Below are 22,311 nucleotides of genomic sequence, written 5' to 3'. Positions count from 1 at the left end.
CTTGATAATTATGGTCGAGACACGTTACAGCTCGACCTTAAACCCTACGCAAGAGTGGAGTTAGACACGATTCGTCGTGCATCCATGGTGATGGCGTAGATAAGTCTAGATAATTACAGATTATGTTAGATTTTTAGTAACGGTCAGGTCGCTAATGACATAGACATAGCCAGGTATTTCCAGACTGTTCCTGATAGGTCTGCCTGATGTGGTTTTTACCTTGCCTTCACGGATGCGCTTCAGGTAGCCAAGAGCCTGCTCAATAGGGTTTTTGTCTTCTCCCTCTGAGGCATCATTCCTCATAGGTCGCTTGATCTCAACCACTGTCAGGGAGGCTAAGGGCATTGATTTTTTTTCAGAAACTAAAATGGGGTTGTCGTTAATGTTCAGTGTAAGCGCCAAATAAACCAGCGTACTGGCTGCCGCCCCCAAGATTTCTTATTCTTTGCCTGTCTTAACATTCCAGGGGAGAAGCTGTTCCAGTTTCTCAACGGTATCGGCGTAAGGCAGCTCTTTTAAAATATGGTTCAGGTAATTGAAAGGCTCCAGACCATTCACCTTTGCGCTTTCAATCAGGCTGTATAAAAGGGCACTGGCTTGCGCCCCTTTTGGCGTGTCTGCAAACATCCAGTTCTTGCGGCCAATAGCGAAGGGGCGGATGGTGTTTTCCGCTGCGGCATTACTGATATCCAGGTGGCCGTTGTCACAGTAAACGACCAGTTTTGGCCATTGGTTCAATGCATAGCTCATGGCTTGGTGCGACAGGCTGCCCGGGTCTAGCCTGGTTATGTTTTTCTCCAGCCATACATGAAAGTCGTCCAGTAGTGGCTTACTCTTTTGCTGACGCAGGATGGCTTTTTCTGATGGAGGAAGATCTCCTATTTCTTTCTCAATGGCGTAAAGCTTACCGATTTTGCCTAAAGCGACATTCGCCTTGCTAACGCGGGTGTTTTTCACCTTTTTGCCCGGTTTGGCTTCGCCCTTCCTGGCATCCAGAAATTTCCTGCGAACGTGGTCGAAGCAACCCGCCTGGGTGATGCCTTCTTGTTTGCATACAGCGTCGTAACTGGCATACCCGTCAGTTTGCAGGTAACCGCTGAACCCTTCGAACAGACGCAGGGGAACCTCCTTGCCTCTTGAGGGATCGTATTCAAACACCACCGATGTTTGTCCGGGTGGCCCACCAAGGCTGACCCACATATATTTGTCAGAGTTGATGGACTTGCTGGTTTCCTTGATCACCTGAATTCGGGTTTCGTCAGCATGGATCACCGAACCGGTCTTTTGATGATCTCTCATCAAATTGATGAGTGGCCGCAGTTCTGTAGACAGCCGAATCAAAGAGTTGGCCATCGTCGTCCGGGTGACAGAGCCACCGTATCGCTTGAGGATATTCTCTTGCCTGTACAAAGGCAGTGCGTCGCAGTACTTGGAGACAATGATCCAGGCCAGTGTGCAAACAGAGAGTGAAGATTTGGGCAGTGGGTGTTTTGGCAGCTCTGCAACTTTAATGACCCGCTTCTCCTGTCCATGCTCATCGACTTCTGGAAAGACTGCTTTCTCTTGCAGAATTTCTTTCACCTGAACCTTGGTCGGAACGATATCAAGCTCTTCACGGACTTTGACAAAGAAGGTATCAATGGCTCCGGCTTTTTCTTCTTCACTGAGTTCAGAGCGTTCCTGCACTCTGGGCAGAGACTCTGAAAATGACTTGCGCCCTGTTTTCTTTTTGCGTGGTTTTGGAGGCTCTTGCTCTGGCTGACCTTCAGCTTCGTCTTGCTCTCCGGTGCAGCCTTCCAGCTCCACCTCGTTGAAAATGTCGACCTGGCTGTTGTTTTTTTCAGTGCTTCTTCCGTACAGGCGGGATCGGGAGAGCCTCAGGTACTCTTCCAGTTGCGCAATGCGTTTTTTTTGAGAATCGATGACCTCTGACTTCTTTTGAATAATGTCGTCTTTTTCAAGAAGGGCATTTTCTTTTTCAAGAAGGGCATTTTCTTTTTCAAGAAGGGCATTTTCTTTTTCAAGAATGACACTTTCCTGCGAATGGATCGCCTCAAACAAGGCGACCATTTCAGGGTTAGTCTCAGCCTGATGAAAGGGCAAATCCAGTGCGGATTTCGGCTGAAAAATCAGAGTGTCGGCGGTCGATTTCATGGTCGCTATTTTACCATAAAACCCTGAAAAACAGGACTAAAAACAGCTCTCATAATGCCTTTTTTTATGGGGTTGCATGGCATTGAGATTGTAGCCGTCCAGCAGCCAGTTTAATTGTTTCCCGGTTAATGTAACCAGCTCTTCGTCCGGTTTGGGCCAGTGGAATTTGTCCTCAGACAGGCTCTTGTAATAAAGCACAAAACCATTATCTTCCCAGAACAGGCACTTGATTTTATTACGCTGCCGGTTGGTAAACGCATATAAATAGCCGTCAAAGGGGTTGTGCCCCAGCTCTTGTTCAACCAACACAGCAAGCCCACGAAATGACTTGCGAAAGTCAATCGGCTCCCGGTAGAGAAACACCTTTGGTAATACCTCTGACGGTCGCATAACCGGGGTGTTCATAGCATATCCCTCACCAGTTGCTCACAAAGCGACAGGTTACTTTCATCAATACCGGACACTGTTACACCACTGGGTAGGGTGATGGAGAGTGGTGTTATCCGAGAAGGCGCACCAGGTTCTGGTTGGGGTGTTACCTGGACAAAGCCAGAGTTGTTCGGGGTCGGTTTTACGCTGGGGGTTGTGTCGAGTTTACGCTTCCAGTATCCGAATTTGGATACCCTTATACCATGCTGTTGGCACCACGCACTCTGAGTCAAACCTGAATCCCGCCACGACTGAACACGCTCTAGCCATTCACTGTCTGCGGGTAATTTCTTTGACATATTGGCCTCCTTATATCGGGAGGCTAATCATTTCAAATGGGGTTTTGATTCTGAAGGGCGTGGGTTTATTTGGCGTTTACTGTTCAGTGCACACAAGTCAGGCTCTTTCGTAGAACTATCATCGGTAATGGGCATGGATCGAAGTGATTTATCGGAGGCCAGAAAATCGTGGAAAGCCAGTCTTTCATCAATAAGCCAGAGGTTGCAGGCATCTGTGGAGACTTCTTCAGAGGTTTTCCGCATGGGCATAATAAGCTGATGAATCAGCTCTTCATGAACATATTTCCCGTTGTCCATTTGTCCAATGTATTTCTCTAACAAGTCAAGAATTACACGTCGATGAGAGACATAGCTGGCCAGGTCTGACTTCTTAAAATCTTCTGCTTTTTTGAGGTATGCTTTCAGTTTTTTCTGATATAAATCCATGTCATTTTCAATGGCCGGATTCATGATCTCGTGACCCTCTGCCAGCAACTGGCGCTCAGCATCGGAATACTGTTTATGCAACAATGTATCCAGTTCTTTATCACTCATTCTCGGGTCAACAGAAAACTCCTGTTGATTGATCAGGTGCATTACCGGTCGGTATCTGGGGGCTTTTTCTGAGACGAACTCGTTGATTCTCTCACGACCTGCTTTCAGGTTTTCACTCAGATAATTGCTCAGGTACTGCTTGCTTCTGGCCAGAACATGACGCTGCATATCTTTGAAACTGACTTCGACATCCTCAAGAATACCCCCTATATCATCAGCTATATCAAATGCAGTGCGCTCTGGACGAACATGGTCGTCCAGATAGTCGGATGAAATGTAGCAGGTATAGATGAACTCACCAGCCTCATCCGATATTTTGCCAAACAGCCCCGGGATTTGATGACTAATGGGAATTTCCCGCACCAGCCTGTTAGCCGCGCAAAGGGCGAGAGAGTGCTTCTTTTTGGTCGAAGCATGAAATTTTATGTGGGTCAGCCTGAACGCATAGCCTTTTATATCAATAGTTTCTTTACTGGCTTTGCTATGCATGTACTGATCAAACAAGTTTTCCAGGGCAATAGTTTCAGTCCCATCCTTTATGGTTATGCGGGGTACAGAATCTTCTCTGACAAAATACCAAAGACAATGTTCTAATAAAGCATTAGCGATGCTGGTCGCCGTTTTTGGGCAGGCATCACGATACTTTTTATCGAAGCCAGATAATGTGAGGATAGAGAAAGGCCCTTCGCCATTCGGGTCAGGCTCAGGATCCTGAGTCTTTATCCCCTGAGCGGCACTGAACGAGAATTGCCGTTTAACGATACCTGACGAGTTTGATTTGAAGGCACTGGTAACATCCGCTCTATCGAATGCTTTGAGCCACAGTAAACGACCCACTCCCCGGCACCCTTTTCCTATCTTATGATCAGAGTCAAGGGTTTCAAACGATGCCATGTTTTCTTCGTTGAAGCCTATGCCATTGTCGTGAATTTCAAAGCCGACTATTTCTGAGCAGTGCTCAGAGTCGTCAAGCCCAGAGGAAGCCTGCTGACTACGTAGTATTTTTAGTGTCACAGTGCCGCCTGTGAGCAAATTGTTGTTTTCTTCAAGAGCTTGCAGAGAGTTAACGACGGCTTCAAAAACCGGGAAAAGTCCATGACTCTTGCGCAGATTGGTATTCCTTAACCTTCCTGCCAGATTGGTATGCAGGCTCATTATAAATAGGCTCCTCAGGCAGGAAGTGCTTTTTACCAAAATTCAGCGAACTGAAATATTTTATACAAATACCCAGAGGGCTGCTGACTTTATTATTGCTCAGGCATTGTGGAGCTTCCCGGTGTTGGTCGGAATTAAGGCTTTTTAGTTGACTTTCTCTGTTAAATAGTCCCTGCCCGAAAACCCACAAGTAATTCAATTCAGCAGGCAGCAGCCAAAATTTTTTGATTGAAATTTAGCCTACTCATTTGTGGGTGCTACTTTTTGGTTGATTTTTGTTCATTTTATGAACAAGCTTCCGATTTTTGAACACAGGGCAACCTCACCCAAAGGTGAACCTGGTTGCCAACAAACCCGTTTCTCTTTTCAGGTTGCGGGCTTTGTGAAATCGCTTCTTATGCTGCTCCTGCAAGTAGCGGCTCTGCCGCCACAGGCTTACATGCTGCTCCGAAGACAGAGTAGTTGCCCACTCTATCACCTTGCAAAGTGCACCGACACTTTGCAAGATCGTGAATGGCTGGACTCCTATCAATGATTCCAAAGCCATTGCTTTGACTGGACTGACCAACGTCGAGGGTCAGTTCTACTTTGGCTCAGCTGTTTGCATGACTGGCCCTCAGTCCTCTGTTTCTATTACCAATGCGACTACCAATGCGACTTTCAGTATCAACGCGGTTTCTACTTCATCAGCGGATACAATCCCAGCGACCAATGTTTTGGGCGTCATAGCCTCGCTGGCCATATTGTTGAATCTATAGCCTGAGCTGATTCCTCGGTTAATATCCGTCGGAAAGTGAACATTGTTTTTTACGACGATGAGGAGGCTAAAGATGAGGCCGTGTGGGCAGCTAGTTCAGCAGCTACACGGGTTAGTCTCTTTGCACGACGTTTATCACCTAATTCTGCGCAACTCGAAAGTATGTTCAGCCCATTGTTGAGGAGACAGTGGAAGCATGGTCTTGACTCATCTCAGAGGTTAAACCCAGTATAGAATTTGTGACTAAGTGATAGCCGATTGGGCGAGGGTTGACGACGATTTTGCTAAATTTCCTTTGTGTCGTTTTTTGTCTTTGGAATTTTATGGGTTTGAGGATAATTGAAAAGCACTGCCCTGATAAGTGACTATAATTTCCGCTGCGAACGAATAGTGTTAGCTCTTTCTCTTTACTCTGTTTTTGGAAGTGCGATGTTTGTTGTGTTTCCGTGCCATTTCGGGAGTGTAGCTTGTGATTTACTCTGTCTCTCGCTTTCTTGTATTAGCTATAAATCTACTGAGCTATTTGTCAGTACATGCCAGCTCTGTTCTCAACACTAAACCTGATTATTTAGTCTCCTTTTCGTCGTCCTCCATCTCGGAAGTCCGACCGTCTTCTGAGAGCCTGCCCTGCCAAGGTCTTTTACTTTCCTCTGGCCATGTTGCTACTGCGCCAGCCTGCGCTAAAACCATAGCTGAACAGGTTAGTATGGGTGGTACAGTAAACCTGTTGGATAACAGCCGACAAAGCATTGGGCATCTGTCCGCTATTAATACCGATGAAACAGCGAAAGGGATTCTTTCCGCCTCGCTACACCGAGCGGTAAGCCCAAATAGCTTGTTCTCTGTTACAGGGCTTGGTGCCTCTGGTAATGAACCACAGGCTTACTTCCTGCAACAGGGGGAGAGCCTTACTGTCGGGCACGCAACCGTTCGCTTAGGTGATATAGAGGTGAAACATGGGGTGCAGTTCCAACCGCTTCACTCTGATACTAACCTCCCTCCTGGAAGCCCTGTTATATCAGGTGAGAAGGTGGTTTGTCTGGCTGATGGGGCTGGTGCTTGTGTCGGAAATACTCATAAACAAGCAACACATATTAGTAAGCGGTCTGCTAGAAGCAAAAGGGAGTCTAACGGGACAACAACTGGTTCGCCTACTACAAGCAAAAGCGAGTCTAACGAGACAACAACTGTTTTGCCTACTAGCTTAAACGTGACAGCAGCTAGTTTGCCTCATACAAGCAAAAGTGAGTCTAAAGGATCAGCAACTGGTTGTAAGCTCTTCGGTGTCGAATTGGGTTTCGAAGTTGACACTTGGGATTGTAGCGATTGCACAGCCTGTGGTTGCTCTAGTGGATGTAAAATTGTTTACAGCAGACCTGAAAAATTGCAGTCAGGTTCATGTGAATGTGTCACAAAAGGAAATTGCAGCGCAAATACATGCAGTAACAGTGGCGCTGCTTCCTTAACAGCGGGAGTCTTTAGCCTTTTGGTTGTATCTGTGGCTGCTATTGCAGCGAGCTTTTAAAGCCATCCCTCTTTATAAAAAGCCCTGATTGGGTAAAATTGAGTTAGTTTCAGGTGTCTACGATGCTGCCAAAGGCGAGACAAAAATAAAGCGTAAAGACAAGTTTTCCAAGGACAGCGGCTTTCAGTTCTCATTTGATTTAGCTGGGAAGCAGGGAGTAAAAAAAGTGGCACTGGGTGACTTCATAAAAGGAGAAGCAACAATAAGCTGGGGAAGCATTGTTCAGGGTGTATCAATGGACTCATATTTGGAGTCGTTTATTTCCAGTGCCGCCGTTGATGTTGAGCTGATGTGGGCACCTGAATACAAAATAAAAGTGATCACTAAAAATGGAAAAAGAACAGAGCAGGTAACGACAACGTATAAGGAAAAATGCCAGCCTACTAAATGGTCGGTTGTATTCTCAACAATTAGTCTGGGTCGCAGTGGCTGTTCTTTCGGCCTTATCAGAAGTAGTAGTCGATAATATTATCTCGCCTCAGCTATATGCCGACTGCAATGACTGATAGTAGCACCCTGATATTCCGGAGCATCAAATCATGGCCCCATGTTTAAGAAAGCATATAGCCTGCTCTTGATTAAAACCGCAACGAGCGCAACACTCGCTGTTATGGCTAAGGTTCAAGCTACCTTGTCAAACACTTAAGAAAGACATTTCTGGCACCGTTGATGTCACGATCAACGGTGAAGCCCTCACCCTTAATAACTTTGGAAGAACCTAATTTTTCGTCAATGATCCCGTTCCATGATCGAGTCTTGGATGTGTAGGCTTCGTTGCAATCAACCACATGCTTTCCATACTTTTTTGCGTACCACTTAAGCCGCTTTTTGAATTGGTAATGATTGAGGTCAAGCATCTGGCGGCAGGTGTTACGGCGCAAGGTTCGAACCTTCTTATCTTTGCGTGTGACCATACCTCTTGTCTCAAAGGTTGGCAAAAATACAACGTCGTAGTTCGACACCAGCTCGAACGCCAGCCGGTTATGCAGATCAAGAATAATGTCATCCTTTTTGCATTTCAGCCGGTCAATTTCCCTGTTGAAATGAATAATCCGATCTCTTGCCCACTGGGGCATGTCGGGGAACTTAACGCCCTTTTGCGTGTTCAGGATTTTTTGCTTTTGACTGACCAAGCTGTCCACTTGCTTCATCAGTGGGAACAGCTTTGTTTTTGCAACGTTATCACCCGCTATCAACGCCTCTTTTTCGCTGTAGCAAGTGGCAAAGGTGCGAACTCCGGGGTCAACTCCAACGCATCTAACCTTCCCTTGGATTTCGGGATTTAGCTCAATATATTGTTGAACCTGAATGAACCAGCGACCTTTGTCGTAGGTTACGACACAAGATTTACCAATCGCTTCTGCTGGCACATCCTCTGTCAGGTGAATCTTGCCAAGAGCCTGTACGCAGGGATTTAATCCCTTTGGCAAACGGTCAATAGAGAATGAGTGCCTGCTACCTTTGCGGCTTTTGAAACTGATTTCTGCAAAGCCCTCTTTAGCTCCCTTGAGCTTCTTGTTGTGCTTGCAGACCGCTTTGAATGTAGCCGCTGCCGCCAGTGTTCCATTATCAGAAACAATCGAGTTATAAGCCCTGCCACTTTCTTTTTGCTCCTGCTCCACTTGAGCTTTAATGGCGGGTCGCATGTTGATGAATTTTCCGCTGGCATCTTTATAGTCATCATTGCGGAAACGCTCAACAGCAAGGTTGTACGACCTCCGATAGAGCATCAGGGCATCGTGATAGGCTTGCTTATTCTCTGGGTAAAACCTGATCTTTTTTGACGCTGCTATCTTCGCGTCCTTTGCGTCTTTTAGCAGATCGCTTCCCGTAGTGGCTATTGCAGAATGAGGTAATGAAACCGATAAGCTCTTGGGTGTCGAATGGCTCACAGGCGTTATCCGGGTCATCCAAAACTTCGATGTGTCCTCCCGATAATTCAACAAGCCACTTGATAAGTTCAAATCCTGATCGGGCAAGGCGATCTTTTGTGGCAACCACAATATGGGTTGGATTTCCGCACACCGCTGATTCCAGAATGGTTTGCAGTCCTTTTCGCTTAAAGTTGAAAGCACTGGCAATGTCGCTGATAAATTCTGCATCAGGGTGCTCTTTGAGTAAGATACGCTTTTGCGTGTCAATGCTGGATTTTTGCTTTCCAGAACTCACTCTTGTATAGCATATCTTCCTTTGCTGGTTAATGAATATGCGGAAGTGACCACCACTGGTTTGCTTCACTTTTTCGTAGTGACCGCTTTCGATCTTGCGTCTTATAGTTTGGCTGGTTACGCCTTCAATCTTGGCTAGCTTTGTAGTTGAACCCCACAAGATAAATTCACCTTTTGACGATTTATCTTGTGTCTGGCGTAATTGATTTTGCGATTGTTGCAATTTTATTTGACTGTTTGATATTAATGGGCGGAGTAGTAATGCACAGCTCCGAAGCGGTAGATATAGAGTGGCATCCGCCAGGATTGACGGGGGAAGCGTAGAAAGAACGATGGTCCATATAGGTCATGTTTTTATTCGGATTGACTTAACCCCTCAATTTCGCTCTTTAGTTCTTGAAAATCTTCCATTATGTCTAAATCACTAAATAACTTCATAAATTCACTACTTTCATCAAGTATTTTAAATTTTCTTATCAAGATAAGCTTCAACCGCTCCTCTAAATATTTGTTTTTTTGCATGTTCTGAAAGGTAAGATCAAGCACACCACCTGGTCCAGATATAGGATCAAGAGACATCGTAAAACTAAAACAATTAGGATGAGGATGTAAAGAAACCTTTGGTGATGCCTTTAATTGCTCAAAATATAGATCTTTTGGATCTTTTGAGCCATGTTCGGTTTCACTTGAAAGTACTGCTATCATCATTCGAATTGCTGGCTCCATTCCTGAAAACCCAGGGCTGTCAAAAGCTTTCAAAAATGTTTGATGACTGTCTGCGCCTTTATGAAATGAATTTGTAAATCCATTGTCGTAGAGTTTGATGAAGCGAGAAGCAGCTGAAAGTACCGTCGCATTCAAATTACATGAAATTGAACATATTATTAACAGTAAAATCGTATTTATGAGTCTCATGGTGAACTAATCTCACGGTTTTCTTAGTTCAAGTAAAATAGCACTGTATATTTGCAAAAACAAAAAATGAGCGAAAATTGTCATTAAAGAATCAGAATACCTACAGGATCTTGTGCAAAAGTTAACCCAGCCTGCCCACAAGTCCAGTAAACCAACCGAAGAAATGCATCCGCATCCCATTGCAACTGGTAAGGTTCGTAACGTTCAACAAACTGGCCAAGATTTTGTGGAGTAACTGCTTCCACATAATCTTCCCTTATGAAAATCACAATACCTGTAGCGCAGTTGCGTATCTCACGAAATCGGTTAGGCAATTCAAGCAGTTTTTTATGGCCTGAGCTTCTTCCGGAACGTCGCCGACATTAGGGAACAGATCTTCAATACCATCAATAACGACAATGGCCTGTAGATCCTGTTTTTTCATTGATACTGCTCCTTAAACCAATGACAGATATTCTCAAGGGTTTGAGTGATATGAGTATGATCTGCCTGATTTTTAATTTTAACGCCATACCGCCAAACCTGATTCAACTTACTTGCCGGGTAGGTGGTCGAGCCGACTAAAGGTAGATTTTATTTTCCCTGTTAAATACATAACGCCCTTATAATAAGCGCTGTCATTAATTTGAACATTGTCGGGGAATACCCTGTTGAAGATGATCTGGCTGATTCAATTTCTGATGGCAGTATCGAGCTGGATAACGAGTTGGAGTTTACAACCTCCATTAACTCAGTAACAAGTGCTGTTGAATTAAAAAATAGTTCGGTACCCTTTCCGGGACATGACGTTTGTGTTTTTTCATTAATTGTCACTGAGGTTATCGTAATATTTCCTTTATAATTTCGTAATGCATTTGGAATAACGATGTTTGTTTTTTCTGTATAGTAGCTGTCACCATCAAAATTAATCATGAATAGCTCGGCATCAGAGGTTGCCGTCCATGATAAAACAGGCTTTTTTTCGAAGTATTTTATTTCCGGGTGATAGACATGCTCAGGCACTGAATGATTGAATTTAATATTTTTAAATGCATTGCACTCAGACTCGGTGGAACTTTGAAAAGAACCTGAATCGTGCCTGTCTCTACAGCATTTAATGTTATGAAATTCGATCAAACCCTCAGGCATCAGTGTATTAATGATTAAATCACTGTAACCGGCATTAACAGAACCTTTTTGAGGGGGGGAGCAACGAGAGCAAGAATATTTTTTAACGCAAAATGCATTTGCTTTATCGCGATCGTAGCGATCGTTGCGATCGTAGCAACGACATCGACGATTGATCGAATGACCGCAGTTATAATCAGAAAATTCATAGGTTTCTGCTGCCAGCTGCTGGAAATCAGGTATGTTTTGTCGCTCATCCGTATAACTGTAATTTAATATCGGGCATGAAACACTGCCATTATCTGTTTTCTCCAGGCATCTGTGAGTTCCATCCTTATGTCTATAAAGGGTGCGAGAGCAGTCAAAATGTGTCGTACAACCACCCGCGGCTGTTCGGGTGGTAACAGAGAATTCCGGATGTTGGTCTGTGCCACACTGTAATTTCAGAAGTATATGGTCAACTCCGGGACAAAGCCGGTTGGAACTCAATGTCGTAAGGGTTTGGGAACGGGCAGGCATTATTATCAACAGCATACAGGCATACATCCAACCCGTATTAAATAATAATGAGCAAACAATTGATTTATTATGTAATTTTTTTTTCACCGTTGGATATAAGAAACTGTTCATTATGGATTCGCCTTTAACGTAGCCACTCGAAGTGACCCATTTTAATGACAGGAATTTGCATTAAAGAATACGCTTGCTTCTTTACCATATCTTTTGCCTTCTCGTGTAAAGAAGATGGTTTTTAGCTTGATCAAACCACTTGACAGAGATCGGCTTTCCATGAAATCAAGAATTTGCAACTCAGTTTCATTGGCAGGCCTTATCAATGAATCCACTTGCCCTGGAAGATCCACTGAAATAAATCCAGTATTAGCAGGATCAATCTTTTGCCATTTCAATACAGGGTTGCCTTTTTCGCCACAACTGATATTGATTCCGGTTATTGTGCTGGAAGAACTGTCCTTTATGACAAAGTTTTCGATTTTTGTCTTGCTCGAACCTGTATTTTTTTTGCAATGGAAGTTGCTCAGCGTCACAGAGCCTTCTGGCATCGTAAAATCAAAACTGATGTGACTATAAGCAATATAACCAACCGTTCTGATGACACAGTGTCCTTTAGGGCATTTCTTTCTGGGGCAGCCCACTTCATTAGGGATAGAGCAATAAGCCTGCGCATACGTGCATCTCAGACACTTATTATTTGAACAACCCACTCCAGAGACACAGCTGACTTGTGAATAGTTAGAATTAATCTTTTTCGTTTTATAAACCGGGTAATAGCGATGATCGATTGATAATGCTGCGCAATTATAACCTTCTCCTTGCATCAGGTTCTTATTGCATCGGCCATCCCGAATGTTAGAGCAATCAAAAGAAAATACGCAGTGATCACCGATTTTGAGCTCGAGCTGGATCGACTCATCCAAACCGCAGTAAAGACTGTATGAGACATGATCTCCTTTGTAGGCACTGTCCGGGAGTGTCAGCGACAAATCCTCCGCATAAGCCTGAATACAGATAAACGTTAAAAGAACACAGGCTACACCGAAAAATCTGGCGAATGAACTACCCCGAGGCAAGCCCGCAGTTATCGTGGGCCGACCGCACTCCGATGCAGTAGTATGGGAGCGAGTTGAAAGGTTACGGATGTTAACGCTGAGCTGCATTGGCTTCCCCATGTCCGCTTATGGTTTTCTTTCGCGGTTAACATAGTAGCTGTCTTTTACCACTCCGACTGACATTTAGGGAAATATTGGTGACTTGCTGTAAAACCCAAACTTTTTTTGCAATTGCCCCAATTGCCGGTATGATATGGCGCCTTTATTAAAGCCCCGGTATCTGGTCGCAAGATATCAGGGTATTCCTTTGGAGAAAGAAAAATGTCTGAAGCTATCGCTCTGAGCGCTGTTGCACGCAAGGACGTAGGGAAAGGTGCGAGCCGCCGCCTGCGTCGTGCAGAACTGGTACCTGCCGTTATTTACGGTGGTGAGCAGGAACCTGCTCAAATTACTCTGGAAGCCCGTGCTATTCGTAAGGCACTGGAATCTGAATCTTTCTACTCCCAGATCGTTACCCTGGATGTAGAAGGCGCTTCCCAGCAGGTTATTCTGAAGGATCTTCAGCGTCACCCTGCAAAAGACTATGCCATGCACCTGGACTTCCTGCGCGTTGACGCTGCTCACGCGGTCACCACGCACATCCCACTGCACTTCCTGAACGAAGATAGCTGTGTCGGTGTCAAAGCCGGTGGCGCTATCACTCACGCTCGTGTTGAAGTAGAAGTTAAATGTCTGCCTGCTGATCTGCCTGAGTTCATCGAAGTCGATATGGCTAATGTCGAGCTGGGTGGTCATATTCACCTGACCGACCTGACCGTGCCTGAGGGTGTTGAACTGGTTGCTTTGCTGCAGGGCGAAGGTCATGATCTGGATGTTGCATCTGTTCAGACTACCCGTGGTGGCAAAGAAGAAGCTGAAGAAGCAGCCTCTGAAGAAGAAGGCGGCGAAGAGTAATCAGCTTTTTATGGCCCCGCGCTGTTAACGCAGGTCAGGGCTATGGAGGATATTATGGCGAAGGATCACTCGATCAGGCTGGTTGTCGGACTCGGCAACCCCGGTGCTCAATACGATGATACTCGCCATAATGCCGGATTCTGGTATGTGGAGCAGTTAGCTCGAGCCTACGGCGTCAGCCTGCAACCCGAGAAGAAATTCTTTGGTCTGACTGCCCGCATTACCATCGCTGGAGAGGATGTCCGTCTGCTAAACCCGACCACCTTCATGAATCGCAGTGGTCAGGCGGTGGGCGCTATCAGTACCTTCTTCAAGATTCCCCCTCAATCTATTCTTGTTGTTCACGATGAGTTGGACTTGCCGGTGGGTATTGGTCGCCTGAAACAGGGCGGTGGCCACGGTGGACACAACGGCCTTCGGGACATTATTTCAGCGCTGGGAAATAACAAGGACTTTCTGCGTTTGCGTCTGGGGATTGGTCATCCGGGTCAGAGCAAGGAAGTGATTAATTATGTGCTGAACAAGCCCTCCGTGTCGGATCGACTGAAGATCGACTCGGTGATTGACGAAGCCATCCGCATCTCCCCCGAGGCCTTTAATGGTGCTCGTGCCAAGGCCGTTCAAGAGTTACATACCTTTAAAGCCTGACTTCACGGTGGCCTGATATTCAGTTTCGGGATTGGCCAGTACTCTCTTCTTTTGCGAATGCTTTCTCCCCGTTTCAAAGCCTGATCCACCAGTTTGCAGATCAGGGTATCAAAGGGTATTCCTGCATGTCTGGCACCGTCCGGAAACAGGCTGGTTGGGGTCATTCCCGGCAGGTTGTTGAGTTCTGCAAAGACTGGCTCTCCTGATTCAGGAACGATAAAGTCAGAGCGACTCAGGTCCTGACAGCCCAGAATCTGGTGTGCCTTCAGTGCAATCTGCTGAACTTTTCGATACTGCTCATCCGAGATTCTGGCGGGAATCACATGATCACTAAGACCGGGTGTATAGCGGTGTATATAGTCATACCAGGCACCGTCTGGTGTGGTGATTTCGGTAACGGGCAGGGTCTGGTAGTCATCCAGATGGAGGATACCGGCAGTGATTTCGCGTCCGGCAACAAACTCTTCAACCAATAGTTTTTCATCCATTTGCAGGCCGGTTTTCAGCTTGCTCATCAGGTCTTCATAACCCATGGCAAACTGGACGCCAATACCGGAACCCTGACCAGGCGGCTTGATGATGACCTTATGCCCAAGGGATTCGATACAGTCGAGAGTAGCATCTTCATAGTTTTCGCTGCGATAGACGACTCTGTCTCTGGCCATTGTGATGCCGACAGACTGAAGCAGACGTTTGGTAACCACCTTATCCAGAGAGCAGGCGCTTGCCAGGGCTCCGGAACCTACGTAGGGAACGCCCATAATATCCAGAAGCCCCTGCAGGCGGCCATCTTCACCATAAGGACCGTGGGCGACCGGGAAAGCAACATCAACCTGTTGGGCTACGAGTTGTTCCGGAAGCGTTTCGTCGAGCTCCAGGTGGATGGCTCTGCCATAATGTTCTTCCAGACAGGGCGTGATTCGGCTTGCGGAGAGTCTGGATACATCGGCTTCGGGAGACAGGCCGCCGCAGATGACGGCTACAGTTTTGCTTTTGTTGGGCATTCGTCTGATGGCTTTTGTTAGGGCTATGATCAGTCAAGCCTAGTACATAAGCCAAATCTGACCAGTCAGGTTAATGAATCCGTTCATGCCCTTCCCCTGTCCAGTTTTACCCTGAGCCATTTAAAAAACTCCGGTGTCGCTTGCTTAAGCCAGAGATGCTGGTATTTCAGGGTCAGCTTTAGCCAGCCTTTATCATGATACTTTCTTGCACTGGTACCCAGCCTGGTGCCACAGGAGTGGAGAAGGATCCTGTTTTGTCGGGCTTTCCAGACAAATACATGATCTTCACCGTAGAAAGTGCCGGTGGGATAACCCTTGAGGTCGAAAAATTGTGTCCGGCTGAGACAAAACCCTTGATCTCCATAGGGGCATCCCAGAATATCGGAGCGGAATCTGGCTCCCCATTCGTTGATGGATAACCAGCAAGTGTCTTTGTCGTAAAACCAGAGATCAAAGTAGAGCAAGTGTCTGGGATATTGAGCAATGGCATTCAGTAAGCTTTGGATGTTCTTTTTGTCCAATACTGTGTCTGCATGCAGAAACCAGAGGTGATTCCCTGTCGCTTTCTCTGCACCTGCATTGAGCTGGCAGGCACGTCCCTGTTCTGCAGTACACCAAATCCACCTGAGGTGAAGCAAAGGGTCCGGAAGCTGATCCAGATTGGCAGGACGCTGATCGTCGTCATAGCCAACAAGGATCACCTCGTTGCCTGCGGGAAGAAGACTAAATTGTTCAAGAAGCGTCGGCCACTGCGTCTCACCAGGGCCCAGTGGCACGATTACAGATAGGCTGGGCATAATTATCTTTGCAGCACTTCCAGCAATGCTTTCTGCTTCTGGCCAAGCTTGTTCTCAGGAGAGAGTACTGCTGATTTCAGTGCGCTCCTGCATTGGCAATAAGTGCTGTCATGAGGTGTTTCTTCCTGCTGTTTCAGATATTGCCCTAACAACGCTTTAGCCAGTGACAGGCTTTTGCCGTATCTGGCAATGATCTGCTCAACGCTGGCGTGGGCTGAAGGGTCATCTTTCCAGCAATCGTAATCAGTGGCAATAGCGATTGTTGTGTAACAAAGCTGAGCTTCCCGTGCCAGAAACGCTTCAGGCACATTAGTCATGCCGACAACATCGCACTGAGCGGCGTTTTTCAGGAACAGACTCTCTGCACGGCTACCCAGCCTGGGACCGTCAACGCAGGCATAGGTTTTATCTGTATGCAGTCCTATTTCTGCCAGGTTAGCAGCATTGAGCAGTTGTTCTGATTGCTGATGACAGCTTGGTATTGCGGTGGAGACATGAGCGACAAGACCGTTACCAAAAAAGCTTTTTTCCCGGTGTCCTTTTACGAAGTCGAAGTACTGACTGACCAGCGATAATTCGCCCGGCGCAATCTCCTCCTGCAGACTGCCAACCGCAGAAAGGCCTATCACCCGGGTCGCACCCAGACTTTTTAATGCCCAGATGTTGGCCCGATAATTGATTTCATGAGGCAGAAGTTGGTGGCCGCTTCCATGTCTGGGCAAGAACAACAGCTTTTGTTGATTAAAAAGACCTGTTGTTATTGGACCTGAGTGAGGGCCATAAGGTGTTTCAATCGTCTGCTCATTTAATACTTCAAGTCCATCCAGGCTGTAGATGCCTGTTCCACCAATCACTGCCAGCATTGGGTTTCCTTTTCATTGTGTTTTTCATCAGACATCTGTTGGATCAGGCTGGGAAGCTGATTGACCCATGCTCTGATCTCGTCTCTTACACGACGATAGATTGTTAATGATTCTTCTTCTGTTTTCACCGATTCAGCCAGCCGGGGAGGGTCATCAAAACACTTGAGAATGATCTGCCCCTGTCTGGGTGTTGGACAGGTTTTGTGGGCGTGATCACAAACGGTGATAATAAAGTCAAAATCTTCCTGACCCAGATCATCGAGGGTTTGCGACTGCTGTCGGCTGATATCAACGCCAGCTTCCTGCATGACCCTGACTGCAGATGGGTTGAGCCCGTGGGCTTCAATGCCTGCGGAAAATGCTTCATAACCTGAAGGGAGCAGGTTTTTGGCCCAGCCTTCCGCCATCTGGCTGCGACAGGAGTTGCCAGTGCAGAGGAACAGTATCCGGGTTTTAGCCATCAAAATCTCCTGTTATTGAGCAGACAATCAGAGTTCGCTGCAGGAAGAGCCAAAAGCAAAACAGCTGTAGCAACGGTGGTGTTTCATACTGATGGTTTCACTCAGGCTCGTCCGTAAACTCTTGCCAAGGTTGTACTCAGTATCATCATCCACCAGTGTGCAGGCGTAAACCTGCATCTGCCCGTTTTGTTTGACCATCATTTTGGAAAACGCGCACATAAACTGACGACGACTTTCTTCTGTCTGATAGCGGGTCATACAGTCTGTGCTGACGTGGGGAACATCCGGTAAAGAACCGGGAGGCAGGAAATCCGGAAAGGCCACCTGTTTCAGGTTGATGGGCAAACCGTTCAGTTCAAAAAGATCTCTGAAGGCCTGTTCAACCACTGCCGTGTTTTCGTCTTTTTCCATATGTCTGGCGACGGAGATGTTAAAGCCATTTTCATGCAGTAGTTTCAGTCCTGAAAGAGCGATGGCAAAGCTGTCTTCACCTCGTCCTGCGTCATGTTGTTCAGCGTTTGGATGATCCAGGCTGACTCTCAGGGATATGGGGTAAGGGTTACTGCTCAAACGAGTCAGCTCATCAAGCCTTTTGATCATGGGGGTCGTGCCATTAGTCAGAACCAGGCAGGGGCGATGCTGGGAGGCATAGTCCAGGATTCGGATAATGTCTTTAATGACAAAAGGCTCTCCTCCCGTAAAAGAGAATTGTTCAACCCCCAGTTCAAGTGATTCATCAATGTAGGGTTTTACTTCTGTCAGAGTCGGGGCGTCCAGCCTCTTGCTGGCCGGACTTGAACCCTCCAGACAGAAGCTGCAGGAAAGGTTGCAACGGGTTCCGGTATGAAACCAGAGCTCTTTCAGTTGATGAGGTTTGATATAACCTCTGGGGCTGCCATCAGGCGTAAAGTGCCAATCCTGGCTTTTAGTGTCTGGAGGCGTTCCTGTCAGCAACATGAGCCATCACTTCCTTTGTTTTCATGGGTGGAAGATGAGAAGGGCAGCGAGGTTCCGCAGCCATCAAAAATGCCATAATGGGTGCTGAAGTTACCAATGAACTCGAAGTGTTCACGGAATCTTGTATCGTGCAGCATTCTCCAGGTGTTACCGCAAACCGGGAAAACCTTGCCTTTGGTAATAGGGTGGTGCCCATCCAGATTGAAAGTGTTGGGATGGTGATCAATCGTGCCTTTATAGATCACAGCCTGTCCATAGTCCTCGCAATGACTTTCCAGCTCTGGCAGTTTGAACAATCGATAAGTCGCCGAGAAAAACCGGATATCACCGACCTGAGCTTCAATCTTACGGTTATTGATAGTGACAGGTTTATCTTCCACCAGTCTGGGGTCAGTGAAACCGGCCTTTTTGGCCAGATTCAAAAAGTCATTCCAGTAGAGGGCACCGCTGAGACACTCTCCGTAAAGCACCGGATCATCGACCAGTTCAGCAGGAATGCGGCGATCAGAATAGACGTCAGAGAAGTAAAGTTCACCGCCTGGTTTCAGCAGACGCCAGGCTTCTCTCAACACTGCTTCCTTGTCCGGAGAAAGGTTGATCACGCAGTTTGAAATGATCATGTCGAAGCTGTTTTCTTCCAGGTTCAGTTGATCCAGTTTTTCAATATAGCCTTTGTGGAATTCGGTGTTGGCTTTTGCATAGCCGAATTTTTCCCGGTGGTATTCGACATGTCGGTTGGCAATCGCAAGCTGTTCGTCTGTCATGTCGACACCGACGACATAACCCTCTTCTCCGACCATTTGAGCCAGGGCATAACAGTCACGACCTGATCCGGAACCAAGGTCGAGTATTCTGGCGCCTTGCAACTGCTCAGGGCAGACCAGTCCGCAGCCATAGTAATGGCTCAGAACCTCGTCATGAATATTGGCAAGGGCACTTTTCAGGTGGCGTGGCATGGTTGTATTGGTGCAGCAGGCATTGGTCTGCAGGTCATCGCTGCCTTGCAGAGTCTTGCCATAGTAATTCTGTACTGTTTCATGCATGAGAGGTTTTTCCTTGCTTGAAAATAGATTGAATATATTTTGACAGAGCCCTTCGGGCAGGTCGATTATCACGATTCAGTTCGGGGAGCACTCCGAGCAAATCTTTTAAATGATCAACATCCTGGCCAGAAGGAGCGTAGCCGACGGATAAGCGGGATTGACGACAAAGACTCGTCAGTGACACTCCCAGAGAGCCTGTGCTCCAGGGCAGCTTTGAAAGGTCAGGCCAATGAGTTCGGTTGGCCATGATGGTGACGCCGCCATCACTGGCCTTGCTGAATACTGTGTCATAGGTCTTGAGCTTTTGTGCCGTGTCAGAGAGGTCTTTGAGGCTGAGTGTCGGACAGTCACTGCCAATATAGATGAGGTTTTCTTTTCCCTGAAGTCTCAGCTCATTGTCGATGTGGTTCAGTCTCTCACCGAGGTTGCCAGAGCCCTGGGGTACTACCAGGTTGTCGTTGCCCTTCAGAAGCTGACTGGCCCAGTCATAGTCGCTTTCATGAGAGGGAGCAATAACTTTCTGGCCTGGCCACTCTGATAAATCTTCCAGTGCACAGGCTAGCAGGTGCTGAGCAACCGTCAGAGCCTGTTCTGTTCCCATGTCAGCAGCAAGGCGTTGTTTTCCCTGGTGTAAGGCGGGCTTTTTGCACACAAGTATCAATGTTGCCTTTTTTATCAGACTTGGTTCGTAGCTTGTCATTATTCTTTGATTTTAATTTCGCTTATGTGGTCGCAGGAGCCAGACTCCGGCCTGCTATTGCGTAACTATACTGCGGAAACAGTTGTTTGGATTCAAGGCTGCGGTTTTTTTTAAAGGTCTCTTCAGGGTTGTCTGGCTAACCTGCCGGGTGTTGTTCTGCCGGTAGGGAAAGCGTTCTGATGTGAGTCAGTATAAATCCGGAAAGAGCAGTCAAATAAAATTGCAACAATCGCAAAATCAATTACGCCAGACACAAGATAAATCGTCAAAAGGTGAATTTATCTTGTGGGTTTCAACTACAAAGCTCGCTAAGATTGAAGGCGTAACCAGCCAAACTATGAGGCGCAAGATCGAAAGCGGTCACTACGAAAAAATGAAGCAAACAAGTGGTGGTCACTTCCGCATATTCATTAACCAGCAAAGGAAGATATGCTATACAAGAGTGAGTTCTGGAAAGCAAAAATCCAGCATTGACACGCAAAAGCGTATCTTACTCAAAGAGCACCCTGATGCAGAATTTATCAGCAACATTGCCAGTGCTTTCAACTTTAAGCGAAAAGGACTGCAAACCATTCTGGAATCAGCGGTGTGCGGAAATCCAACCCATATTGTGGTTGCCACAAAAGATCGCCTTGCCCGATCAGGGTTTGGACTCATCAAATGGCTTGTTGAATTATCGGGAGGACAAATCGAAGTTTTGGATGACCCGGATAACGCCTGTGAGCCATTCGACACCCAAGAGCTTATCGGTTTCATTACCTCATTCTGCAATAGCCACTACGGGAAGCGATCTGCTAAAAGACGCAAAGGACGCAAAGAGAGTAGCGTCAAAAAAGATCAGGTTTTACCCAGAGAATAAGCAAGCCTATCACGATGCCCTGATACTCTATCGGAGGTCGTACAACCTTGCTGTTGAGCGTTTCCGCAATGATGACTATAAAGATGCCAGCGGAAAATTCATCAACATGCGACCCGCCATTAAAGCTCAAGTGGAGCAGGAGCAAAAAGAAAGTGGCAGGGCTTATAACTCGATTGTTTCTGATAATGGAACACTGGCGGCAGCGGCTACATTCAAAGCGGTTTGCAAGCACAACAAGAAGCTCAAGGGAGCTAAAGAGGGCTTTGCAGAAATCAGTTTCAAAAGCCGCAAAGGTAGCAGGCACTCATTCTCTATTGACCGTTTGCCAAAAGGGTTAAATCCCTGCGTACAGGCTCTTGGCAAGATTCACCTGACAGAAGATGTGCCAGCAGAAGCGATTGGTAAATCTTGTGTCGTAACCTACGACAAAGGTCGCTGGTTCATTCAGGTTCAACAACATATTGAGCTAAATCCCGAAATCCAAGGGAAGGTTAGATGCGTTGGAGTTGACCCCGGAGTTCACACCTTTGCCACTTGCTACAGCGAAAAAGAGGCATTGATAGCGGGTAATAACGTTGCAAAAACAAAGCTGTTCCCACTGATGAAACGTAAACGCCAAATAAACCCACGCCCTTCAGAATCAAAACCCCATTTGAAATGATTAGCCTCCCGATATAAGGAGGCCAATATGTCAAAGAAATTACCCGCAGACAGTGAATGGCTAGAGCGTGTTCAGTCGTGGCGGGATTCAGGTTTGACTCAGAGTGCGTGGTGCCAACAGCATGGTATAAGGGTATCCAAATTCGGATACTGGAAGCGTAAACTCGACACAACCCCCAGCGTAAAACCGACCCCGAACAACTCTGGCTTTGTCCAGGTAACACCCCAACCAGAACCTGGTGCGCCTTCTCGGATAACACCACTCTCCATCACCCTACCCAGTGGTGTAACAGTGTCCGGTATTGATGAAAGTAACCTGTCGCTTTGTGAGCAACTGGTGAGGGATATGCTATGAACACCCCGGTTATGCGACCGTCAGAGGTATTACCAAAGGTGTTTCTCTACCGGGAGCCGATTGACTTTCGCAAGTCATTTCGTGGGCTTGCTGTGTTGGTTGAACAAGAGCTGGGGCACAACCCCTTTGACGGCTATTTATATGCGTTTACCAACCGGCAGCGTAATAAAATCAAGTGCCTGTTCTGGGAAGATAATGGTTTTGTGCTTTATTACAAGAGCCTGTCTGAGGACAAATTCCACTGGCCCAAACCGGACGAAGAGCTGGTTACATTAACCGGGAAACAATTAAACTGGCTGCTGGACGGCTACAATCTCAATGCCATGCAACCCCATAAAAAAAGGCATTATGAGAGCTGTTTTTAGTCCTGTTTTTCAGGGTTTTATGGTAAAATAGCGA

Annotated in this window: 28 protein-coding genes; 8 read left to right on the top strand and 20 right to left on the bottom strand. The window is 46.6% G+C overall.

The annotated features are described in order from the left end of the window. Positions 1–120: 120 nt before the first annotated feature. The 5 genes from ACOMG9_RS18155 to ACOMG9_RS18135 form a co-directional block, all read right to left on the bottom strand. Positions 121–345: a hypothetical protein gene (locus ACOMG9_RS18155; RefSeq protein WP_494529213.1), complete on the bottom strand. Its 225-nt coding sequence runs from the start codon at positions 343–345 to the stop codon at positions 121–123. Between the two features lie 93 nt (positions 346–438). Further along, complete coding sequence (tnpC, locus tag ACOMG9_RS18150; protein ID WP_448215655.1) at positions 439–2,154, bottom strand: IS66 family transposase; 1,716 nt, start codon at positions 2,152–2,154, stop codon at positions 439–441. Between the two features lie 36 nt (positions 2,155–2,190). Beyond that, positions 2,191–2,559 (bottom strand): IS66 family insertion sequence element accessory protein TnpB, encoded by a 369-nt coding sequence (gene tnpB, locus ACOMG9_RS18145; protein ID WP_448215654.1) that lies wholly within the window; start codon positions 2,557–2,559, stop codon positions 2,191–2,193. Next, positions 2,556–2,882: an IS66 family insertion sequence element accessory protein TnpA gene (gene tnpA, locus ACOMG9_RS18140; RefSeq protein WP_448215653.1), complete on the bottom strand. Its 327-nt coding sequence runs from the start codon at positions 2,880–2,882 to the stop codon at positions 2,556–2,558. The genes tnpB (ACOMG9_RS18145) and tnpA (ACOMG9_RS18140) overlap by 4 nt, the downstream gene beginning before the upstream one ends. 27 nt (positions 2,883–2,909) lie before the next feature. Next, positions 2,910–4,571: a hypothetical protein gene (locus ACOMG9_RS18135; RefSeq protein WP_494529212.1), complete on the bottom strand. Its 1,662-nt coding sequence runs from the start codon at positions 4,569–4,571 to the stop codon at positions 2,910–2,912. Positions 4,572–4,953: 382 nt separating this feature from the next. Between ACOMG9_RS18135 and ACOMG9_RS18130 the strand changes: the two genes are divergently transcribed. Next, the gene (locus ACOMG9_RS18130) at positions 4,954–5,106 is read left to right on the top strand and encodes a hypothetical protein (RefSeq protein ID WP_494529211.1); all 153 of its coding nucleotides are present in this window, start codon (positions 4,954–4,956) and stop codon (positions 5,104–5,106) included. Positions 5,107–5,378: 272 nt separating this feature from the next. Here ACOMG9_RS18130 and ACOMG9_RS18125 read toward each other — a convergent pair whose 3' ends face one another. Further along, entirely contained in the window at positions 5,379–5,492 is a 114-nt protein-coding gene (locus ACOMG9_RS18125) for a transposase DNA-binding-containing protein (RefSeq protein WP_448218655.1), read from the bottom strand. A gap of 305 nt (positions 5,493–5,797) precedes the next feature. On the opposite strand from ACOMG9_RS18125, the gene ACOMG9_RS18120 reads away from it, so the two are divergent. Together ACOMG9_RS18120 and ACOMG9_RS18115 are read left to right on the top strand one after the other, a co-directional pair. After that, a complete protein-coding gene (locus tag ACOMG9_RS18120) occupies positions 5,798–6,853 on the top strand; it encodes a hypothetical protein (RefSeq protein ID WP_448217929.1) in 1,056 nt (351 codons plus the stop codon). Between the two features lie 28 nt (positions 6,854–6,881). Next, entirely contained in the window at positions 6,882–7,319 is a 438-nt protein-coding gene (locus ACOMG9_RS18115) for a hypothetical protein (protein WP_448217928.1), read from the top strand. A gap of 160 nt (positions 7,320–7,479) precedes the next feature. Here ACOMG9_RS18115 and ACOMG9_RS18110 read toward each other — a convergent pair whose 3' ends face one another. The 7 genes from ACOMG9_RS18110 to ACOMG9_RS18080 form a co-directional block, all read right to left on the bottom strand. Then, positions 7,480–8,583 (bottom strand): RNA-guided endonuclease InsQ/TnpB family protein, encoded by a 1,104-nt coding sequence (locus ACOMG9_RS18110; protein ID WP_448217927.1) that lies wholly within the window; start codon positions 8,581–8,583, stop codon positions 7,480–7,482. Positions 8,584–8,605: 22 nt separating this feature from the next. Next, positions 8,606–9,181 (bottom strand): IS607 family transposase, encoded by a 576-nt coding sequence (locus ACOMG9_RS18105; protein WP_448217926.1) that lies wholly within the window; start codon positions 9,179–9,181, stop codon positions 8,606–8,608. A 194-nt stretch (positions 9,182–9,375) separates the two neighbouring features. Beyond that, complete coding sequence (locus ACOMG9_RS18100) at positions 9,376–9,882, bottom strand: hypothetical protein (protein ID WP_448217925.1); 507 nt, start codon at positions 9,880–9,882, stop codon at positions 9,376–9,378. Positions 9,883–10,019: 137 nt separating this feature from the next. Next, the gene (locus ACOMG9_RS18095; protein ID WP_448217924.1) at positions 10,020–10,181 is read right to left on the bottom strand and encodes a hypothetical protein; all 162 of its coding nucleotides are present in this window, start codon (positions 10,179–10,181) and stop codon (positions 10,020–10,022) included. Positions 10,182–10,201: 20 nt separating this feature from the next. Further along, a complete protein-coding gene (locus tag ACOMG9_RS18090; RefSeq protein WP_448217923.1) occupies positions 10,202–10,360 on the bottom strand; it encodes a hypothetical protein in 159 nt (52 codons plus the stop codon). Positions 10,361–10,521: 161 nt separating this feature from the next. Beyond that, entirely contained in the window at positions 10,522–11,673 is a 1,152-nt protein-coding gene (locus ACOMG9_RS18085) for a hypothetical protein (protein ID WP_448217922.1), read from the bottom strand. Between the two features lie 41 nt (positions 11,674–11,714). Further along, positions 11,715–12,380: a hypothetical protein gene (locus ACOMG9_RS18080; protein ID WP_448217921.1), complete on the bottom strand. Its 666-nt coding sequence runs from the start codon at positions 12,378–12,380 to the stop codon at positions 11,715–11,717. A gap of 552 nt (positions 12,381–12,932) precedes the next feature. Here ACOMG9_RS18080 and ACOMG9_RS18075 point away from each other — a divergent pair. Together ACOMG9_RS18075 and pth are read left to right on the top strand one after the other, a co-directional pair. Continuing rightward, a complete protein-coding gene (locus tag ACOMG9_RS18075; protein ID WP_448217920.1) occupies positions 12,933–13,565 on the top strand; it encodes a 50S ribosomal protein L25/general stress protein Ctc in 633 nt (210 codons plus the stop codon). A gap of 54 nt (positions 13,566–13,619) precedes the next feature. Beyond that, positions 13,620–14,213: an aminoacyl-tRNA hydrolase gene (pth, locus tag ACOMG9_RS18070; RefSeq protein WP_448217919.1), complete on the top strand. Its 594-nt coding sequence runs from the start codon at positions 13,620–13,622 to the stop codon at positions 14,211–14,213. 2 nt (positions 14,214–14,215) lie between these two features. On the opposite strand, the gene ACOMG9_RS18065 is transcribed toward pth, so the two are convergent. The 7 genes from ACOMG9_RS18065 to ACOMG9_RS18035 all read right to left on the bottom strand — a co-directional run bounded on the left by ACOMG9_RS18065 (position 14,216) and on the right by ACOMG9_RS18035 (position 20,038). After that, complete coding sequence (locus ACOMG9_RS18065; protein ID WP_448217918.1) at positions 14,216–15,217, bottom strand: D-alanine--D-alanine ligase family protein; 1,002 nt, start codon at positions 15,215–15,217, stop codon at positions 14,216–14,218. Between the two features lie 83 nt (positions 15,218–15,300). Next, on the bottom strand, positions 15,301–16,014 hold the full coding sequence (locus ACOMG9_RS18060) for a glycosyltransferase (RefSeq protein ID WP_494529210.1): 714 nt from the start codon (positions 16,012–16,014) through the stop codon (positions 15,301–15,303). Positions 16,015–16,016: 2 nt separating this feature from the next. Further along, on the bottom strand, positions 16,017–16,877 hold the full coding sequence (locus ACOMG9_RS18055; RefSeq protein ID WP_494529209.1) for an MTAP family purine nucleoside phosphorylase: 861 nt from the start codon (positions 16,875–16,877) through the stop codon (positions 16,017–16,019). Beyond that, entirely contained in the window at positions 16,865–17,338 is a 474-nt protein-coding gene (locus ACOMG9_RS18050; RefSeq protein WP_422476151.1) for an arsenate reductase ArsC, read from the bottom strand. The genes ACOMG9_RS18055 and ACOMG9_RS18050 overlap by 13 nt, the downstream gene beginning before the upstream one ends. Positions 17,339–17,365: 27 nt before the next feature. Beyond that, the gene (locus tag ACOMG9_RS18045; RefSeq protein ID WP_422476149.1) at positions 17,366–18,295 is read right to left on the bottom strand and encodes a radical SAM protein; all 930 of its coding nucleotides are present in this window, start codon (positions 18,293–18,295) and stop codon (positions 17,366–17,368) included. Beyond that, a complete protein-coding gene (locus tag ACOMG9_RS18040; RefSeq protein WP_494529208.1) occupies positions 18,286–19,338 on the bottom strand; it encodes a methyltransferase domain-containing protein in 1,053 nt (350 codons plus the stop codon). Before ACOMG9_RS18040 ends, ACOMG9_RS18045 begins: the two co-directional genes overlap by 10 nt. Continuing rightward, positions 19,331–20,038 (bottom strand): TIGR04282 family arsenosugar biosynthesis glycosyltransferase, encoded by a 708-nt coding sequence (locus tag ACOMG9_RS18035; RefSeq protein WP_448217915.1) that lies wholly within the window; start codon positions 20,036–20,038, stop codon positions 19,331–19,333. The genes ACOMG9_RS18040 and ACOMG9_RS18035 overlap by 8 nt, the downstream gene beginning before the upstream one ends. Positions 20,039–20,321: 283 nt before the next feature. On the opposite strand from ACOMG9_RS18035, the gene ACOMG9_RS18030 reads away from it, so the two are divergent. The 3 genes from ACOMG9_RS18030 to tnpB (ACOMG9_RS18020) all read left to right on the top strand — a co-directional run bounded on the left by ACOMG9_RS18030 (position 20,322) and on the right by tnpB (ACOMG9_RS18020) (position 22,277). Further along, entirely contained in the window at positions 20,322–20,897 is a 576-nt protein-coding gene (locus tag ACOMG9_RS18030; protein WP_494529207.1) for an IS607 family transposase, read from the top strand. A gap of 688 nt (positions 20,898–21,585) precedes the next feature. Further along, entirely contained in the window at positions 21,586–21,912 is a 327-nt protein-coding gene (gene tnpA / locus ACOMG9_RS18025; RefSeq protein WP_448215653.1) for an IS66 family insertion sequence element accessory protein TnpA, read from the top strand. Continuing rightward, the gene (gene tnpB, locus ACOMG9_RS18020; RefSeq protein ID WP_448215654.1) at positions 21,909–22,277 is read left to right on the top strand and encodes an IS66 family insertion sequence element accessory protein TnpB; all 369 of its coding nucleotides are present in this window, start codon (positions 21,909–21,911) and stop codon (positions 22,275–22,277) included. Before tnpA (ACOMG9_RS18025) ends, tnpB (ACOMG9_RS18020) begins: the two co-directional genes overlap by 4 nt. The last annotated feature ends 34 nt before the right edge of the window (positions 22,278–22,311 follow it).

It is taken from the genome of Endozoicomonas sp. PH6C, from assembly GCF_059322965.1.
Note: the sequence above shows the minus strand (reverse complement) of the source record. Positions and strands in the feature narration are given on the sequence as shown.

Bases quoted from the DNA above. Each gene is read 5' to 3' on its own strand.
- tnpB (WP_448215654.1), bottom strand. From the start codon at position 2,559: ATGAACACCCCGGTTATGCGACCGTCAGAGGTATTACCAAAGGTGTTT.
- ACOMG9_RS18080 (WP_448217921.1), bottom strand. From the start codon at position 12,380: ATGCAAGGAGAAGGTTATAATTGCGCAGCATTATCAATCGATCATCGC.
- ACOMG9_RS18110 (WP_448217927.1), bottom strand. From the start codon at position 8,583: ATGCTCTATCGGAGGTCGTACAACCTTGCTGTTGAGCGTTTCCGCAAT.
- ACOMG9_RS18055 (WP_494529209.1), bottom strand. From the start codon at position 16,877: ATGCTGGCAGTGATTGGTGGAACAGGCATCTACAGCCTGGATGGACTT.
- tnpA (WP_448215653.1), bottom strand. From the start codon at position 2,882: ATGTCAAAGAAATTACCCGCAGACAGTGAATGGCTAGAGCGTGTTCAG.
- ACOMG9_RS18045 (WP_422476149.1), bottom strand. From the start codon at position 18,295: ATGTTGCTGACAGGAACGCCTCCAGACACTAAAAGCCAGGATTGGCAC.
- ACOMG9_RS18060 (WP_494529210.1), bottom strand. From the start codon at position 16,014: ATGCCCAGCCTATCTGTAATCGTGCCACTGGGCCCTGGTGAGACGCAG.
- ACOMG9_RS18050 (WP_422476151.1), bottom strand. From the start codon at position 17,338: ATGGCTAAAACCCGGATACTGTTCCTCTGCACTGGCAACTCCTGTCGC.
- pth (WP_448217919.1), top strand. From the start codon at position 13,620: ATGGCGAAGGATCACTCGATCAGGCTGGTTGTCGGACTCGGCAACCCC.
- ACOMG9_RS18075 (WP_448217920.1), top strand. From the start codon at position 12,933: ATGTCTGAAGCTATCGCTCTGAGCGCTGTTGCACGCAAGGACGTAGGG.
- ACOMG9_RS18155 (WP_494529213.1), bottom strand. From the start codon at position 345: ATGCCCTTAGCCTCCCTGACAGTGGTTGAGATCAAGCGACCTATGAGG.
- ACOMG9_RS18135 (WP_494529212.1), bottom strand. From the start codon at position 4,571: ATGAGCCTGCATACCAATCTGGCAGGAAGGTTAAGGAATACCAATCTG.
- ACOMG9_RS18090 (WP_448217923.1), bottom strand. From the start codon at position 10,360: ATGAAAAAACAGGATCTACAGGCCATTGTCGTTATTGATGGTATTGAA.
- ACOMG9_RS18065 (WP_448217918.1), bottom strand. From the start codon at position 15,217: ATGCCCAACAAAAGCAAAACTGTAGCCGTCATCTGCGGCGGCCTGTCT.
- tnpB (WP_448215654.1), top strand. From the start codon at position 21,909: ATGAACACCCCGGTTATGCGACCGTCAGAGGTATTACCAAAGGTGTTT.
- tnpA (WP_448215653.1), top strand. From the start codon at position 21,586: ATGTCAAAGAAATTACCCGCAGACAGTGAATGGCTAGAGCGTGTTCAG.
- ACOMG9_RS18035 (WP_448217915.1), bottom strand. From the start codon at position 20,038: ATGACAAGCTACGAACCAAGTCTGATAAAAAAGGCAACATTGATACTT.
- tnpC (WP_448215655.1), bottom strand. From the start codon at position 2,154: ATGAAATCGACCGCCGACACTCTGATTTTTCAGCCGAAATCCGCACTG.
- ACOMG9_RS18085 (WP_448217922.1), bottom strand. From the start codon at position 11,673: ATGAACAGTTTCTTATATCCAACGGTGAAAAAAAAATTACATAATAAA.
- ACOMG9_RS18040 (WP_494529208.1), bottom strand. From the start codon at position 19,338: ATGCATGAAACAGTACAGAATTACTATGGCAAGACTCTGCAAGGCAGC.